Raw genomic sequence first — 14,362 nt, 5'->3', positions numbered from 1 at the left:
TACGGGCCGGTCCGTCGCCACGCCCGGCGGCCGCGCACGCGCCCTCACAACCCGCGCCCGACAAAGTCGAGCGGCGCCAGCCCCGCGCCGATCGACTGGCAGCGCGTATTAGCAGCGACCCCGGAGACGGACTACGGCCCGACGGGTATCGTCAAGCTTTGATACCGGAAGTATCACATCGCGACGCACCGCGCCGCCCGTGTCAGACGATCTCAATCCCGATATCAAATTTCAGTAGCTGTGACTTAGTTTGTTATCCTGTCGGCGAGGCCGAGTTGGACACCACGGAAGCGCGATTTTCAGCTCACGCCATCCGATAAGCCCCAGCCTTCTCCACGCTCCGCCGAAACGCCGGTCGTGCGTGCATCCGCCCGATCCAAGCCGCAAGTGCCGGATAAGCCCCCAGCTTCCCAAAAGACCCGGCGACTTCCGCGACGAAGCTCATCATGATGTCAGCGCCCGTCAGGCCATCGCCGACGAAGTAGTCGCGGCCTTTCAGGGCGCTTTCGACGAAGCCGAGGTGGTTGGCAATTTCGCTGTCGATGCGCGGCTGCAATGGCGCGACGGCGTCTTTCAGGCGGCTGGTGTAGAGTTGGAGCATCAGCGGCAGCATCGCCGAGCCTTCGGCGTAGTGCAGCCATTCCTGATAGGCCTCGAAGTCGCGCGTCCCCTCGGCGGGGCGCAGGCCACTGGCGGCGCCGTAGCGACGCAGGATGTAGTCGACGATCGCGCCGGACTCGACGAGCGTCAGGTCACCGTCGGTGATCACCGGGGACTTGCCGAGCGGGTGCACGGCGGCGAGTTCGGGTGGCGCGAGACGGGTGGTGGCGTCGCGCTGGTAGCGCTTCAGCTCGTAGGGCGCGCCGATCTCCTCCAGCAGCCACAGGATGCGCTGCGAGCGGCTGTCGTTGAGGTGGTGAAGCGTCAACATGGCGGCCTCCGGGAAGCTTGCGCGGCGCGGCGGCCGGCTGGGATGGGACGGTCGGTCTCGGGCGCGGTCCCGGATTGCGCGGCGCGCTGGATCCGGGCCGCATGGGCAAAGCCTAGAGCGTCTCCTGCTTGGCGCCGCATTCCTTGCAGGCATAGGCGACGCGGGTGACGCCCTTCGGCGCCTTGACCTTGTTGGGTGCGCCGCATTTGCCGCAGGTCGCCATGATCACGGTGTCGCCCTGCTTCACCGTGACGTTCTTGTTGGCCATCGCCTCGCGCATCAGCCGTTCGGCCTCCTCGCGCATCGCCTTCTTGTCCATACCCTGCCCTTGCTTCTGCATATCGAGCCGCCTTGTAGCCTACCAAGGCGACGGCGGCGCATGAATTTCGCCGGCGGGCGTGAAATCCGGTTGACAGCGAGCGTCCCGGATCGCCTCCCGGCTGCACGCCAATCACTGCAGCCGCAGCAACTCCTCGCGCGTCTCTTCCAGCACCGGCAGCTGCTGCTTGGCGAAGCGGCGGACGTCGTCATTGTCGGGATGCAGCAAATAGCGCCGCAGCAGGCCGATGGCGTCGTCGATGTCGTCGCGCTGCTTGGCCAGATAGTCGCTCAGGAATGCCTGCCCAACGGCGCCCTGGAGGCCCGCCAGTTCGTTGCGGCGGACCAGGCTGGGGTCGGAGGCGAAATCGATGTTGAGCAGTCCGAAGGTGTTCAGCCGGGCGATCGCCGTCTCGCGCTGCTGCGCCCGCGCCGCCTGTTCGGTTGCGAACTGCCGGATCTGGTCATTTCCACGGATCTCGGCCAGCGCGGCGGCGCGAAGCTGGACCATATCGAATTCGTGGAGCAGCCGGAGCACGTCATGGGCGTTGGGCGGCCAACCGAACATCCGCTTGATGCCGAGATCTTCCAGCAGCGATCGCTTGCGCGGCGTCTCCGACCCGGCGATGGCACCGGCAAAAACGACGATCGCCGGGAGGATTGCAACCAGCCCGGCGACCAATCGGATCATCGTGAACCTGCCTCAGAGGCCGGTGTAGCCCGCCTTCACCGGATCGTTGCTGCCGTCGAGCTCGCGCAGATATACCAGCCCGCACACCGTGAGACGATTATCGTCGGTCTCGCCGGCTTCGAACAGCTTCCGGATGTAGTTTTCCACCTTGACCTTCGCCTGCTCGGCCGCTTCCTGGCTGGTCAGCAGGCCGTACGTCTGGATCACGCGGTCGATGGCTCGTTGCATGAAGTGCCTCTCTGCTCAGGCCGCGATCTTCGCGGCCTCGAAGATGGAAATCGCCTTGTTGGCGAGCTTGATCGGATGGCGCTCGCCGCGATGAAACATCTGGACGATCAGCTGAAGCAGCGCATCGTGGGTCGCCGAGGTGTCGGCGATGGCCCCGCTCCGGCGCAGATAATTCGCGGCAATGTCGTAAGCCCGGCCGATCACGTCGACGTTCATGATGTCCCCGTCCAGAGTTTGCAGCTTCTCCGGGGATCATAAGTTGCAGCGCGGCGAAAAGTTCCGCCGACGGTCGAATATTCGGCAGTTTTCGAAACAGGCAGGCAGAAGGAGGCGCGCAGCAAGAAAACGGCTCCCGTTGCCGGGAGCCGTTGACGACACACTGACCTGGAGGGTCGCAAGGGAGCGCGCGTGCCTGTCTTCGTCGGACAGTCCGGCTTGCCGCCGGTTGGCGTCGGCGCGCCCCCGGATCGGGGATCAGAGGCGATACAGGATCTGGTCGGTCCAGAAACGCTCGAGGCGGTGCAGCGACTTGTTCAGCGTGGCGAACTCCTCGCTGGAAATGCCACCGACCTGCTCCACCGTCTTGACGTGCTTCTGATACAGCGCGTCGACGATGTGGCGGACTTCCTGGCCCTGCGCGGTCAGGCGGATCCGCACCGAGCGGCGATCGACGCGCGAACGCTGATGATCGAGGAAGCCGAGCTCGACCAGCTTCTTCAGATTGTACGACACGTTCGAGCCGAGGTAGTAACCGCGCGTGCGCAGTTCGCCCGCGGTCAGCTCCTTGTCGCCGATGTTGTACAGCAGCAGCGCCTGCACCGAGTTGATATCAGCGCGACCGCGGCGATCGAATTCGTCCTTGATGACGTCGAGCAGCCGGCGGTGCAGCCGCTCCACCAGAGTCAGGGCTTCCAGATAGAGCGGCTGGACCGGCGCTTGACCTGCAACTGCGGGCGCGGCGGTTTCGGCTGCCGTGGCGACGGCTTTGATCATGACACTTCCCCTGTCGTCTTTTTTGATCGACTTATTCGACGAAACTTGTGTCTCGTCTGATAGGTCCACCTTAAGGGGGTGCTTTGAACATCAGCTTAAATAAGACGATAAAGAGATCATGAATTTAAGACAGTGAATCGTGGATTAAGCCCGCAGATCGGGCACTTCTCGCAACGTTTCATTGACGGATGAGGGCCGATTCCGAGCCCTCATCACCCCGCGTGTCGCATTTGAGAACAGCTCCGTTACAATTCGAAAGATTCCCGTAACGGACCTCACCGAACTGTTTAAGGTGACCGGAACCTTACCGGCGACAATTCTCCGAAAATCTTACGCGACCCCGCGCGTGCGTCCTTCCCAGTACGGTGCGCGCAACACCTTGCGGTCGATCTTGCCGAGACCCGTGACAGGAATGGCGTCGACGAAGTCGATCGACTTCGGCGACCACGGCGCGCCGCGCTTCTCCTTCACATGCGCCTGCAGCTCGGCGGCGTCGTTGTTGGCGCCCGGCTTCAGCACGACGAAAGCCTTCACCGCCTCGCCCCACTTCTCGTCGGGCACGCCGATCACCGCAGCGGATGCGACGGCGTGATGCGCCATCAGCGCATCCTCGACTTCGCGCGGATAGATGTTGAAGCCACCGGAGATGATCATGTCCTTGGTGCGGTCGACGATATACAAGTAACCGTCGGCGTCCTTCACGGCGACGTCGCCGGTGTGCAGCCAGCCGCCGCGGAAGGCTTCGGCGGTCGCTTCGGGCCGCTTCCAGTAGCCGTCCATCACCAGCGTGCCGCGCACGCAGATCTCGCCGGGCTCGCCGATGCCGACCTCGCGCAGCTCGCTGTCGAGCAGCTTGACGTCGACCAGCGGGTTGGGCCGACCGCAACTGCCGAGCCGGCCCGGCTTGCTGTCGTCATGATCGATCTTGCGCATCGTGGTGATGCATTGCGGCGCTTCGGTCTGGCCGTAGAGCTGCACGAAGATCTTGCCGAAGATCGCCATGCCCTCGCGCAACCGGTCCGGCGACATCGGCGCGGCGCCGTAGACGATCATGTCGAGCGACGACAGATCGTGGCGCGCCCTCACCTCCTTGGCGTCGATCAGCGCGTAGATCAGCGTCGGCACGAGGAACACCGCGGTGATCTTGTCCTCGGCGACCACACGGCAATACGACTCGATTTCGAAGCCGGGCACCAGCCGCGTGAAGCCGCCACGCATCATCACCGGATAGACGGTGACGCCCGCAGCGTGGCTGATCGGCGTGGCGGCGAGATAGCGGATCTCGGCCGGCCAATCCCAGTCCGCATACAGCAGCGCCGCCATCGTGGTCAGCGCGCGGTGCGGGATCATCACGCCCTTGGAGCGGCCCGTGGTGCCGCCGGTGTAGGCCAGCCAGGCAATATCGGAAGTGACGCTCTCGTCGACCAGCGGCGCCGGCTCGACACCGGCGAAACCTTCGAGCAGGTCGCGAGCGCCTTCGACCGGGCCGAACGACAGCAGTTGCTTCAGCCCGGGCACACGGGCCCGGATGGCGAGGCCGCGCGCCGCGAACTTGCCGTTCTCGACGATCAGCGCATCGATCTCGGCGTCTTCGATGATGAAGGCGTGGTCGTCCTCGGCAGCCATCGGATGCAGCGGCGTGTAGCGCAGCCCCATCACGGTCGCGGCCGAGATCGCCGCCCAGGACTCGGCACGGTTCGACGACAGGATCGACAGCGCACTGCCCTTCGTCAGCCCGACGGCGCGAAACAGCGTGATGAAGCGGCCGACCGCCTCGCCCAATTCGCGATAGGTCCAGCGCGTGTTGTCGTCGGCGATCGCCGGCCTGTCGCCATAGCGCGCGATCGCGTTGACGATCAGGCTGCCGCCCGTTCCACCCGAATGAAGCTGGTCCATGATGTCCTCCCCGTTGTTGTTGATTGCTTGTGATGGGCCGCGCGGCCGTTCGGCGCGTCGCGGCGGACTCCGCTATGGCGGTCGTTCGCGTGCCGCCATCCACGCCAGCGCCAGATAAGCCGCCAGCAGCAGCGCCTCGATCGAGACGATCAGCAGGCTGCCGCCATAGATCGCCGGAAACATCAGCTCGATCACCGCCATCGACACCACGGTGGTCAGCCAGACCACCGCGCCCCACGGCGTCGCCAGCCACAAGCCAATCGCCGCCACCAGTTCGATCACGGCGAAATAAACGGTGGCGGTCTGCCAGGCCATCGACTGGACTTCGAAGGCGTCGTCCTCGGCGCCGATGAAGCCGGTGATCTGCGCCCAGTGATACAGGCCCTTGCAGATCGAGATCACCGCCATCACGCGCAGGAACAGCACCAGACGCTGGGTCCAGTCGTTCTCATGCTGCTCGTCGCGCTTAGGCGCGATCGCGGCGACGCCGACCGCGGAATCTCGCGGCGGCTGTTCACGCGACGTGGGTTGGATCTCGGTCATACGGCTCCGGACTCGGGTGGTCGATCGCAGTGCGGCAGGAGTCTTGGCCCGCCGGGGCGGCAAAATCAATCGCCTGTGATGGCGCGTGCTGCGCCGCGATTGCGCCAAATCAACAGCGCAGTGACGCGGCAATGTCAAAATGCTAGCTTGATGCGCGAAACCGGACGCCTGCAGGGAGAGTTGGCACTATGGCGATCAAATTCGGCCGTCCTATCGAAGTTCGGGAGCCCGCCATCCGGCCGTCCGCCCCGTCGCTCGACCTGACCGTGCGCCCGCGGCGCAATCGCAAGAGCGAATGGGCCCGCCGCCTCGTCCGCGAGAACGTGCTGACCACCGACGACCTGATCTGGCCGATGTTTGTGATCGATGGCGACAACAAGCGCGCGCCGATCAATTCGATGCCGGGCGTCGAACGGCTCAGCATCGACCAGGTGGTGCGCGCCGCTGAACGCGCCGCCAAGCTCGACATCCCCTGCGTGGCGCTATTCCCCTACACCGAGCCCTCGCTGCGTGACGAGGAAGGCACCGAGGCCACCAACGCCGATAACCTGGTGTGCCGCACCGTGCGCGCCATCAAGAAGGAGTTCCCGGATCTCGGCGTGCTGTGCGATGTCGCGCTCGATCCGTTCACCAGCCATGGCCATGACGGCTTGATCCAGGACGGCCGCATCCTCAACGACGAAACCGTCGCGGTGCTGGTCAAGCAGTCGCTGGTGCAGGCCGAGGCCGGCTGCGACGTGATCGCCCCGTCCGACATGATGGACGGCCGCATCGGCGCGATCCGCGAAGCTCTCGATGCTGCGGGCTTCCTCGACGTGCAGATCATGGCCTATGCGGCGAAGTACGCGTCGGCGTTCTACGGCCCGTTCCGCGACGCGATCGGATCGGCCAAGGCGCTGACCGGCGACAAGCGTACCTATCAGATGGACCCGGCCAACACCGACGAAGCGATTCGCGAAGTCGAACTCGATCTCGCCGAAGGCGCCGACATGGTGATGGTGAAGCCCGGCATGCCGTATCTCGACATCGTCCGCCGCGTGAAGGAAACTTTTGCGGTGCCGACCTTCGCCTATCAGGTGTCGGGCGAATACGCGATGATCGCCGCCGCCGCCAATAACGGCTGGCTCGATGGCGACCGCGCGATGCTGGAAAGCCTGCTCGCCTTCAAGCGCGCCGGCGCCGACGGCGTCCTCACCTACTTCGCCCCGCAGGCGGCGGAGAAGCTGCGCCAGCAGGGCTGAGTCGCCGGAGGCGGCCGAGCCATCATCACGGGCCGGAGGCGAAGCGGTCCAACGTCGTGCTGAGCCCTGATCGCTTCAGCTGCTCATCAATTTGCGTCATGGCCGGGCTCGTCCCGGCCATTCGCATTTTCCACGAACGTCAGGCGCCAAGGCATGGAGCCCGGGACGAGCCAGCGCATGACCGGCGGTGCGAGCGCCGCCTGACAGTCGGCAGCTCATCACCGACTGATGGAAGCTCTCGAGCCATTTCCATGAGGCCTGCCTCACCGCCATAAGGCTGTGCGCGCTGATCGTTCGCCGCGACCACCCCGGATTGCCGCACTGTAATGTCGCGGCGGGCTTGCGGCGGGCCTGTGCCGTCGCCATGTCGAACCGCGTCGCCATTTTGCAAGCGGGAGCGCGGTGATGTCTGACTATGGTTCGAACGGGTCCGGTCCGAACGCCGGCTGGCGGAGCGGCGGCTCGCGTGCCGATGAGGCGCGTGGCGGCTATGACCAGCCCGCCGCGTTCGATCCCTGGCGCAATCCCGAACTGTTCCAGGGCGTGCTGACCAAGCGGGTCTTCGCGTTCCTGATCGACGTCGTCGTATTGTCGGTGCCGGTGATTCTTGCCTGCGTGTTCATCGCGGTGTTCGGCGTGGTGACGCTGGGCCTCGGCTGGACGCTGTTCTGGATCGTGTCGCCGGCCTCGGTGATCTGGGCGCTGGTGTATTACGGCGCCTCGCTCGGCGGGCCGCATTCGGCGACCCTCGGCATGCGGGCGCTCGGCATCGAGCTGGTCACGTGGACCGGCGAGCCCGGTTATTTCGTGCTCGGCGCGGTGCACGCCTTCCTGTTCTGGCTGTCGGTCTCGGCGCTGTCGCCGCTGGTGCTGCTCGTCGGCCTGTTCAACGGCCGCCGCCGGCTGCTGCACGACATCGTGCTCGGAACCGTGATTATCAACAGCACGGCGCTGGCCGCCGAGCCGGCCCGCCCGTGACGGGTCGCCAAACCGATTGACCGGAGCCGGCCGGGGCGCGATGCTGGACCGCGTTGGAGATTGAACGGACCGACGTGACTCAGCACTCGCGCGACACCCCGCAGTTCTATCTGACGGCCCCCTCGCCGTGCCCGTACCTTCCGGGCCGGCACGAGCGCAAAGTGTTCACCCATCTCGTCGGCAACAAAGCCGGCGAGCTGAACGATCTGCTGACCCATGGCGGTTTCCGTCGCAGCCAGTCGATCGCCTACCGTCCAGCCTGCGACCAGTGCCGATCCTGCGTCTCGGTCCGGGTAATCGCCAACGAATTCCGCCCGTCGCGCAACCAGCGCAAGATCCTCGCCCGCAACGCCGACATCATCGGCGAGCAGCGCAATCCGGTGCCGACCTCCGAGCAGTATTCGGTGTTCCGCGCCTATCTGGATCAACGCCATCGCAACGGCGGCATGGCCGACATGACCGTGCTGGACTACGCGATGATGGTCGAGGACAGTCACGTTCAGACCCGCATCATCGAGTATCGCAAGCGCACCGTGGACACCGGCATCACCGGCCGCGGCGGCGACCTGATCGCGGCGGCGCTGACCGACGTGCTCAATGACGGACTGTCGATGGTGTACTCGTTCTACGAGCCCGGCGAGCAGAGCCGTTCGCTCGGCACCTTCATGATCCTCGACCACATCGCCCGCGCCCGCCGCCTCGGCCTGCCCTACGTCTATCTCGGCTACTGGATCGAAGGCTCGAAGAAGATGGACTACAAGGGCCGCTACCTGCCGCAGCAACGTCTCGCCTCAAGCGGCTGGATCCGCGTCGACGCCAGCGGCGAGTATCCCGAGCCGCAGGACTGACGCGCCGCGATCACCCCGCCGCGAAGTCGTAGACCAGCTTCATGTTGAGCGCGATGATGATCACCGCGATGACCGCGGCCGACGCGGTCAGCCAGCGCGGGGCGACGAACACGCCCATCTTGGCGCGGCTGGCGGTGAACAGCACCAGCGGCACCACCGCGAACGGCAACTGCAAACTCAGCACCACCTGACTGAGGATCAAGAGCTGCCCGGTCGCCTTCTCGCCGGCCCACATCGTGACGCCGACCGCCGGCACGATCGCGATCATCCGGGTAATCATGCGGCGCAGCCAGGGCTTCATCTTGAACTGGATGAAGCCCTCCATGACGATCTGGCCGGCGAGCGTCGCGGTGATCGTCGAGTTGAGGCCGCAGCACAAGAGCGCAATGCCGAACAGCGTCGGCGCCAGCGTCGAGCCGAGCAGCGGCGCCAGGAAGGCATGAGCCTGGTCGAGCTCGGCGACGTCGGTCTTGCCGGCGTGATGGAAAGTCGCCGCCGCCAGGATCAGAATCGAGGCGTTGATGGTCAGCGCCAGACATAGCGCCAGCGTCGAGTCCACCGTGGCGAGCTTGATCGCCTCGCGCTTCGACGGCACGTCGTCGCGATAGCCACGCGTCTGCACCAGACCGGAATGCAGATACAGATTGTGCGGCATCACCGTCGCGCCGAGGATGCCGAGCGCCAGATACAGCATCTCGCTGTTCTTGAAGATCTCGGTGGTCGGCGCAAAGCCGCGGATCACCCCGCCCCAGTCCGGATCGGCCATCGCGATCTGGATCGCGAAACACGCGGCGATGACGCCGAGCAGCGCCACCACGAACGCCTCGATCCAGCGGAAGCCGAACGCCTGCAGTGCCAGAACTAAGAACACATCGGCGGCGGTGATCAGCACGCCAAGTTCGAGCGGAATGCCGAACAGCAGATTGAGTCCGATCGCGGTGCCGATGACTTCGGCAAGGTCGGTGGCCGTGATGGCGATCTCGGCCGACAGCCACAGCGGCCACGATACCCAGCGCGGAAAGGCGTCGCGGCACGCCTGCGCCAGGTCGCGCCCTGCGCCGACGCCGAGCCGCGTGCACAGCGATTGCAGGATCACCGCCATGATGTTCGAGACCAGCGCGACCGTCAGCAGCGCGTAGCCGAACTTCGAACCGCCGGCGAGCGAGGTCGCCCAGTTGCCCGGGTCCATGTAGCCGACAGCGACGAGATAGCCCGGCCCGAGAAATGCCAGCAGCTTGCGGCCGAACGAGCCGCTCGCCCGCGCCTGCACCGACCCGAACATCCCGACAAGCGACGGCTCACCACGCGCAGACCGCCAGCCCGCCTGCCCCTCGGGCGGAAGCGGCAGATCCGGGCGAGATCCAGGCGTGCGTGCGTCCATGTGATCAGATTGGATGATCTCGATCCTTCTTGCAAGTGATTTGCAAAAGCAAGAACCGACTACCTTTCCATTTGATCCTAGATTCGCGTGGCTTTGGAGGTACCCAGCTAGCGGAGTGCGGATTCAATGGGCACGCTGGTTCGTTAGGCAGCCGCCGACACCCCGACGACGCGCACCCGAGCCGCCGCCCGCATTTCCAGCTTTTCCTGGCGCGTGATTTCGCGCACAACGCCGCCCATGCAGAACCAGTCTGACCAGTCCCTTTCGCTCGGCGGCCTGCTGCGGTGGGCCACCAAGCCCCCGCAGGCCTATGTCGTGTACTTCTTGTGCGTCGTGCTGGTCGGCGGCGCGTCGTTCTACGTCGACACGCTGAAGCCGAACCGCCATCCCGGCCTGGCGCCGCCGCCGGCGAGCGCCCCGATGTCGAAATAATCGATCGCCGCGCCGGCGGCGATCACTCGATGCCGCGGCCGAACTTGTTCGACTTCGGGAAGCCCTTCGGCGGCAGCCGGCCGGCGTCGGCGCGGTTGCCGCGCCATTCCGCCAGCTCCTTGATCGTGGCGCTGAACTCGCGGCCGGCGGAGTCGCGCCAGCCGAGACCTTCCTTCGCCACGAAGGTGACGATGTCCGACAGCCCCCCGTCCTTGTACTTCTGCAGCCGCACACCGCGGCCGCGCGCCATCTCCGGCACCTGATCGAGCGGGAAGATCAGCATCTTGCGATTATCGCCGATCACCGCGACCTGATCGGCGCCCTCGCCCACCACGGTCAGCGCCCGCGCCTCGTTCGGCATGTCGACGTTGAGGATCTGCTTGCCCTTGCGGGTCGAGCCGACGCACTCGTCCTCGTTGACGACGAAGCCCTGGCCGTCATGGCTGGCGATCAGGAATTTGCGGCCGCCCTTATGCACGAACACGGTGACGATCGCCGCGTCCTGCTCCATATCGATGAACATGCGGATCGGCTCGCCATGGCCGCGGCCGCCCGGCAGCTTGGCGACGTCGAGCGCGTAGAACCGGCCGTTGGTGGCCAGCAGCAGCAGCTTCGAGGTGGTCTCGGCGAAGAACGACTGGCCGAGCTTGTCGTCCTGCTTGAAGTTCAGTCCCGACAGATCCTCGACGTGGCCCTTCAGCGTGCGCACCCAGCCCTTGTCGGAGATCACCACCGTCACCGGCTCGCGCTCGACGAAGGCCTCCTCGATCGCCGCGAGATCGTGCTCGGGCGCGTCGGCGAACTGCGTGCGGCGCTTGCCGAGCGGCGTCTTCGGCCCGAACATCTCGCGGACCTTGCGAACCTGCTCGCCGACCTTGGCCCACTGCTCGGTCTCGGACTTCAGGACCGCGTTGATGCCCTTGAGCTCGGCACGAAGCTCCTTGTCTTCCTTCTTGATCTCGAACTCTTCGAGCTTGCGCAAGCTGCGCAGCCGCATGTTGAGGATCGCCTCGGCCTGGATCTCGGTGAGATCAAAGGTCTTCATCAACACCGGCTTGGGCTCGTCCTCGGTGCGGATGATCCTGATCACTTCGTCGATGTTCAGGTACGCGATCAGGTAGCCGCCGAGCACTTCGAGGCGATGCTCGATCTGCGTCTTGCGATAGTTCGAACGCCGCAGCAACACGTCGCGCAGATGGTCGAGCCATTCGCGCAGGCATTCGGCGAGGCCGAGCACCTTGGGGATGCGGCCACCGACCAGCACGTTGAGGTTCAGCGGAATCCGGCTCTCCAGCTCGGTCAGCCGGAACAGCGACTCCATCATCAGCGCCGGATCGACCGCGCGCGACTTCGGCTCGATGACGATGCGCACGTCCTCGGCGGACTCGTCGCGGATGTCACCGACCAGCGGCAGCTTCTTCTCGTTGAGCAGTTCGGCGATCTTCTCGATCAGCCGCGACTTCTGCACCAGCCACGGGATCTCTGTCACCACCACCGTCCAGGTGCCGCGCGCGCCCTCTTCCTGGGCCCACTTGGCGCGGGTGCGGAAGGCACCGCGGCCCGTGGTGTAGGCTTCGGCGATGCTTTCCTTGGAGTCGATGATGATGCCGCCGGTCGGGAAGTCGGGTCCCTTGACGAAGCGCAGCAGCGCCTTCGACTTGGCGTCTGGCTTTTCGATCAGATGCAGCGCGGCGTCGCACAGCTCGGCGGCGTTGTGCGGCGGGATCGCAGTGGCCATGCCGACCGCGATACCCTGCGCGCCGTTGGCGAGCAGATTCGGGAAGCCGCCGGGCAGCACGACCGGCTCCTTGGCCTGGCCGTCGTAGTTCGGCCGAAACGCGACGCCGTCCTCGTCGATGCCTTCGAGCAGCAGGCGCGCGACGTCGGTCATGCGCGCTTCGGTGTAGCGATAGGCGGCCGGATTATCGCCGTCGATATTGCCGAAATTGCCCTGGCCGTCGACCAGCGGGTAGCGCGACGAGAAGTCCTGGGCGAGGCGCACCAGCGCGTCGTAGATCGACTGGTCGCCGTGCGGATGGAACGAGCCCATCACGTCGCCGACGATCTTGGCGGATTTCTTGAACGGCGTGCCGGGATCGAGCCGCAGCAGCCGCATGCCATAAAGGATGCGACGATGCACCGGCTTCAGCCCGTCGCGGGCGTCCGGCAAGGCGCGATGCATGATGGTCGAGAGCGCGTAAGCGAGGTAGCGCTCTTCCAGCGCCTCGCGAAGCTGCACCTCGTGGATCTCGGCCGGCTCCGGCGGAATCAATCTTTTTCCCATGGCGAGGCATTAGCTCCCGGCCGGGACCGGAGCAAGCGCAACCCGGCCTTCCGGCGCAGCCAAGGCGTCTTCCCCGCCATCGAAACGAGCCCGCGACTGCTCGATGTCGGGGAAATGCTGCTCGGCCCAGCCGACCAGCGCCGTCAGCGGCCCCAGCACGGACTCGCCCATCGGCGACAGCCGGTATTCGACGCTGGGCGGCTTGGTCGGAAACACCTGCCGCGACACGAGCCCATCGCGCTCCAGATCGCGCAGCGTCTGGGTCAGCATCCGCTTCGAAATGTCTGGAACATCGCGCAACAACGCATTGAATCGCATCGGCTTTTCTGCAAGCGCGATAAGCAGCAGCGTGCTCCATTTACTGCCGAGGTGATCCAGCACGTTGCGCACCGGGCAGCGCGACGCGTCGAAGCCGAGCTCGCGCCAGGCGGCGTAGCGGCCGGTCAATGTGGCGCGGTGCGCGGCCACAGCGAGGTTATCTGCAGGTGACCTTGTCACGAAATACTGCCTCCTTACGCGGCCGACTGAAGGTCTCCATTATAGACCTACCCTCAATCGAAAACCACCAGGAGATCCTGATGTCCGCTTCCCGTTTCCTTGTCACCGGCGCCAGCGGCCAGCTCGGCCGGCTCGTCATCGACGGCCTGCTCAAGATCGTCCCGGCCTCCCAGATCGGCGTGCTGGTGCGCGGCGATAAGGCCGCCGCCGAGTTCGCCGCCCGCGGCCTTCACGTCCACAAGGGCGACTACGGCCGCCCGGAGACCCTTACGGCGGCTTTCGCCGGCGTCGACCGGGCGCTGCTGATCTCCTCGAGCGAGATCGGCCAGCGCGCCGTCCAGCACCGCAACGCGATCGAGGCCGCCAAACAGGCCGGCGTCAAGCTGCTCGCCTATACCAGCCTGCTGCACGCCGACACGTCGCCGCTCGGACTGGCCGATGAACATCGCCAGACCGAAGCAGCGCTGAAAGCCTCCGGCGTCCCCTACGCCCTGCTCCGCAACGGCTGGTACACCGAGAACTACGCGGCATCGATCCCGGCGGCGCTCGCACACGGCGTGATGCTCGGCAGCGCCGGCGACGGCCGGATCGCTTCGGCCGCGCGCGCCGACTATGCCGACGCCGCCGCCAAGGTGCTGACCGCGGACACGCAGCAGGCTGGCCGCACCTACGAGCTGGCGGGCGATGCCCCCTACACGCTTGCCGAGTTCGCAGCAGAGCTGAGCCGGCAGAGCGGCAAGACCGTGGCCTACCAGAACCTGCCGGAAGCCGACTACAAGGCGGCCCTGGTCGGCGCCGGCCTGCCCGAGCCGTTCGCCGCTCTGCTCGCGGATTCCGATGCCGGGGCGGCCAAGGGCGCGCTGGATGATGCGAGCGGCGAACTCGGCCACCTGATCAGCCGCCCGACGACGCCGCTGGCGGCGCCGATCGCGGCCGCCTTGGCGTCGTCGCGCTAGCGCTTTCCGACCAGGCCGCGCACCAGTTCGGACAGGGCGGATCGCATCTCCTTCTTGAAGCTCCGCCGCGGAGCTGCGAGCTGCTCCAGCACGATGACGACGACGGCCGAGACGAAGATCACGGCATGAAGTTGCGGTGCGCGC

The 14,362-nt window shown here is 65.8% G+C and carries 16 protein-coding genes; 5 read left to right on the top strand and 11 right to left on the bottom strand.

Annotated elements, in window-relative coordinates; translation table 11 throughout:
• Positions 1–304: 304 nt before the first annotated feature.
• From ACOJTD_RS16350 to ACOJTD_RS16315, 8 genes are all read right to left on the bottom strand, one after another.
• A complete protein-coding gene (locus ACOJTD_RS16350) occupies positions 305–931 on the bottom strand; it encodes a glutathione S-transferase family protein (protein ID WP_420133944.1) in 627 nt (208 codons plus the stop codon).
• 112 nt (positions 932–1,043) lie between these two features.
• Positions 1,044–1,250 carry a hypothetical protein gene (locus tag ACOJTD_RS16345; RefSeq protein WP_420133945.1) on the bottom strand — a complete coding sequence of 69 codons (207 nt, stop codon included), beginning with the start codon at positions 1,248–1,250 and terminating at the stop codon, positions 1,044–1,046.
• A gap of 132 nt (positions 1,251–1,382) precedes the next feature.
• On the bottom strand, positions 1,383–1,940 hold the full coding sequence (locus ACOJTD_RS16340; protein WP_420133943.1) for a DUF4142 domain-containing protein: 558 nt from the start codon (positions 1,938–1,940) through the stop codon (positions 1,383–1,385).
• 12 nt (positions 1,941–1,952) lie between these two features.
• Positions 1,953–2,168 carry a hypothetical protein gene (locus ACOJTD_RS16335; RefSeq protein ID WP_420133942.1) on the bottom strand — a complete coding sequence of 72 codons (216 nt, stop codon included), beginning with the start codon at positions 2,166–2,168 and terminating at the stop codon, positions 1,953–1,955.
• 15 nt (positions 2,169–2,183) lie between these two features.
• A complete protein-coding gene (locus ACOJTD_RS16330; protein ID WP_420133941.1) occupies positions 2,184–2,384 on the bottom strand; it encodes a hypothetical protein in 201 nt (66 codons plus the stop codon).
• 258 nt (positions 2,385–2,642) lie between these two features.
• The gene (gene ldtR / locus ACOJTD_RS16325; RefSeq protein WP_378391736.1) at positions 2,643–3,161 is read right to left on the bottom strand and encodes a transcriptional regulator LdtR; all 519 of its coding nucleotides are present in this window, start codon (positions 3,159–3,161) and stop codon (positions 2,643–2,645) included.
• Positions 3,162–3,491: 330 nt separating this feature from the next.
• Positions 3,492–5,057 (bottom strand): AMP-binding protein, encoded by a 1,566-nt coding sequence (locus tag ACOJTD_RS16320; RefSeq protein ID WP_420133940.1) that lies wholly within the window; start codon positions 5,055–5,057, stop codon positions 3,492–3,494.
• A gap of 72 nt (positions 5,058–5,129) precedes the next feature.
• A complete protein-coding gene (locus tag ACOJTD_RS16315; protein ID WP_420133939.1) occupies positions 5,130–5,600 on the bottom strand; it encodes a DUF6163 family protein in 471 nt (156 codons plus the stop codon).
• 188 nt (positions 5,601–5,788) lie between these two features.
• Between ACOJTD_RS16315 and hemB the strand changes: the two genes are divergently transcribed.
• The 3 genes from hemB (at position 5,789) to ACOJTD_RS16300 (ending at position 8,667) form a co-directional block, all read left to right on the top strand.
• Complete coding sequence (hemB, locus tag ACOJTD_RS16310; protein ID WP_420133938.1) at positions 5,789–6,841, top strand: porphobilinogen synthase; 1,053 nt, start codon at positions 5,789–5,791, stop codon at positions 6,839–6,841.
• A 405-nt stretch (positions 6,842–7,246) separates the two neighbouring features.
• Positions 7,247–7,819, top strand: a complete 573-nt coding sequence (locus ACOJTD_RS16305; protein WP_420133937.1) for an RDD family protein — start codon at positions 7,247–7,249, stop codon at positions 7,817–7,819.
• Positions 7,820–7,893: 74 nt separating this feature from the next.
• Positions 7,894–8,667, top strand: a complete 774-nt coding sequence (locus ACOJTD_RS16300) for an arginyltransferase (protein WP_420133936.1) — start codon at positions 7,894–7,896, stop codon at positions 8,665–8,667.
• A gap of 10 nt (positions 8,668–8,677) precedes the next feature.
• Here the strand turns inward: ACOJTD_RS16300 and ACOJTD_RS16295 are convergent, their stop codons facing one another.
• Positions 8,678–10,048 (bottom strand): Nramp family divalent metal transporter, encoded by a 1,371-nt coding sequence (locus tag ACOJTD_RS16295; RefSeq protein ID WP_420133935.1) that lies wholly within the window; start codon positions 10,046–10,048, stop codon positions 8,678–8,680.
• Positions 10,049–10,285: 237 nt separating this feature from the next.
• Here ACOJTD_RS16295 and ACOJTD_RS16290 point away from each other — a divergent pair, with 237 nt between their 5' ends.
• Entirely contained in the window at positions 10,286–10,480 is a 195-nt protein-coding gene (locus ACOJTD_RS16290; RefSeq protein WP_420133934.1) for a hypothetical protein, read from the top strand.
• A 22-nt stretch (positions 10,481–10,502) separates the two neighbouring features.
• Here the strand turns inward: ACOJTD_RS16290 and parC are convergent, their stop codons facing one another.
• Together parC and ACOJTD_RS16280 are read right to left on the bottom strand one after the other, a co-directional pair.
• Entirely contained in the window at positions 10,503–12,764 is a 2,262-nt protein-coding gene (parC, locus tag ACOJTD_RS16285) for a DNA topoisomerase IV subunit A (protein ID WP_420133933.1), read from the bottom strand.
• A 9-nt stretch (positions 12,765–12,773) separates the two neighbouring features.
• Positions 12,774–13,262 carry a winged helix-turn-helix transcriptional regulator gene (locus tag ACOJTD_RS16280; protein WP_420133932.1) on the bottom strand — a complete coding sequence of 163 codons (489 nt, stop codon included), beginning with the start codon at positions 13,260–13,262 and terminating at the stop codon, positions 12,774–12,776.
• 80 nt (positions 13,263–13,342) lie between these two features.
• Here ACOJTD_RS16280 and ACOJTD_RS16275 point away from each other — a divergent pair, with 80 nt between their 5' ends.
• Entirely contained in the window at positions 13,343–14,218 is an 876-nt protein-coding gene (locus ACOJTD_RS16275) for an SDR family oxidoreductase (RefSeq protein ID WP_420133931.1), read from the top strand.
• Positions 14,219–14,362: the final 144 nt, after the last annotated feature.

It is taken from the genome of Rhodopseudomonas sp. (assembly GCF_048594845.1).
Classification (GTDB): domain Bacteria; phylum Pseudomonadota; class Alphaproteobacteria; order Rhizobiales; family Xanthobacteraceae; genus Rhodopseudomonas.
The sequence above is the reverse complement of the archived record's forward strand: the minus strand, read 5'-3'. Positions and strand labels throughout refer to the sequence as shown.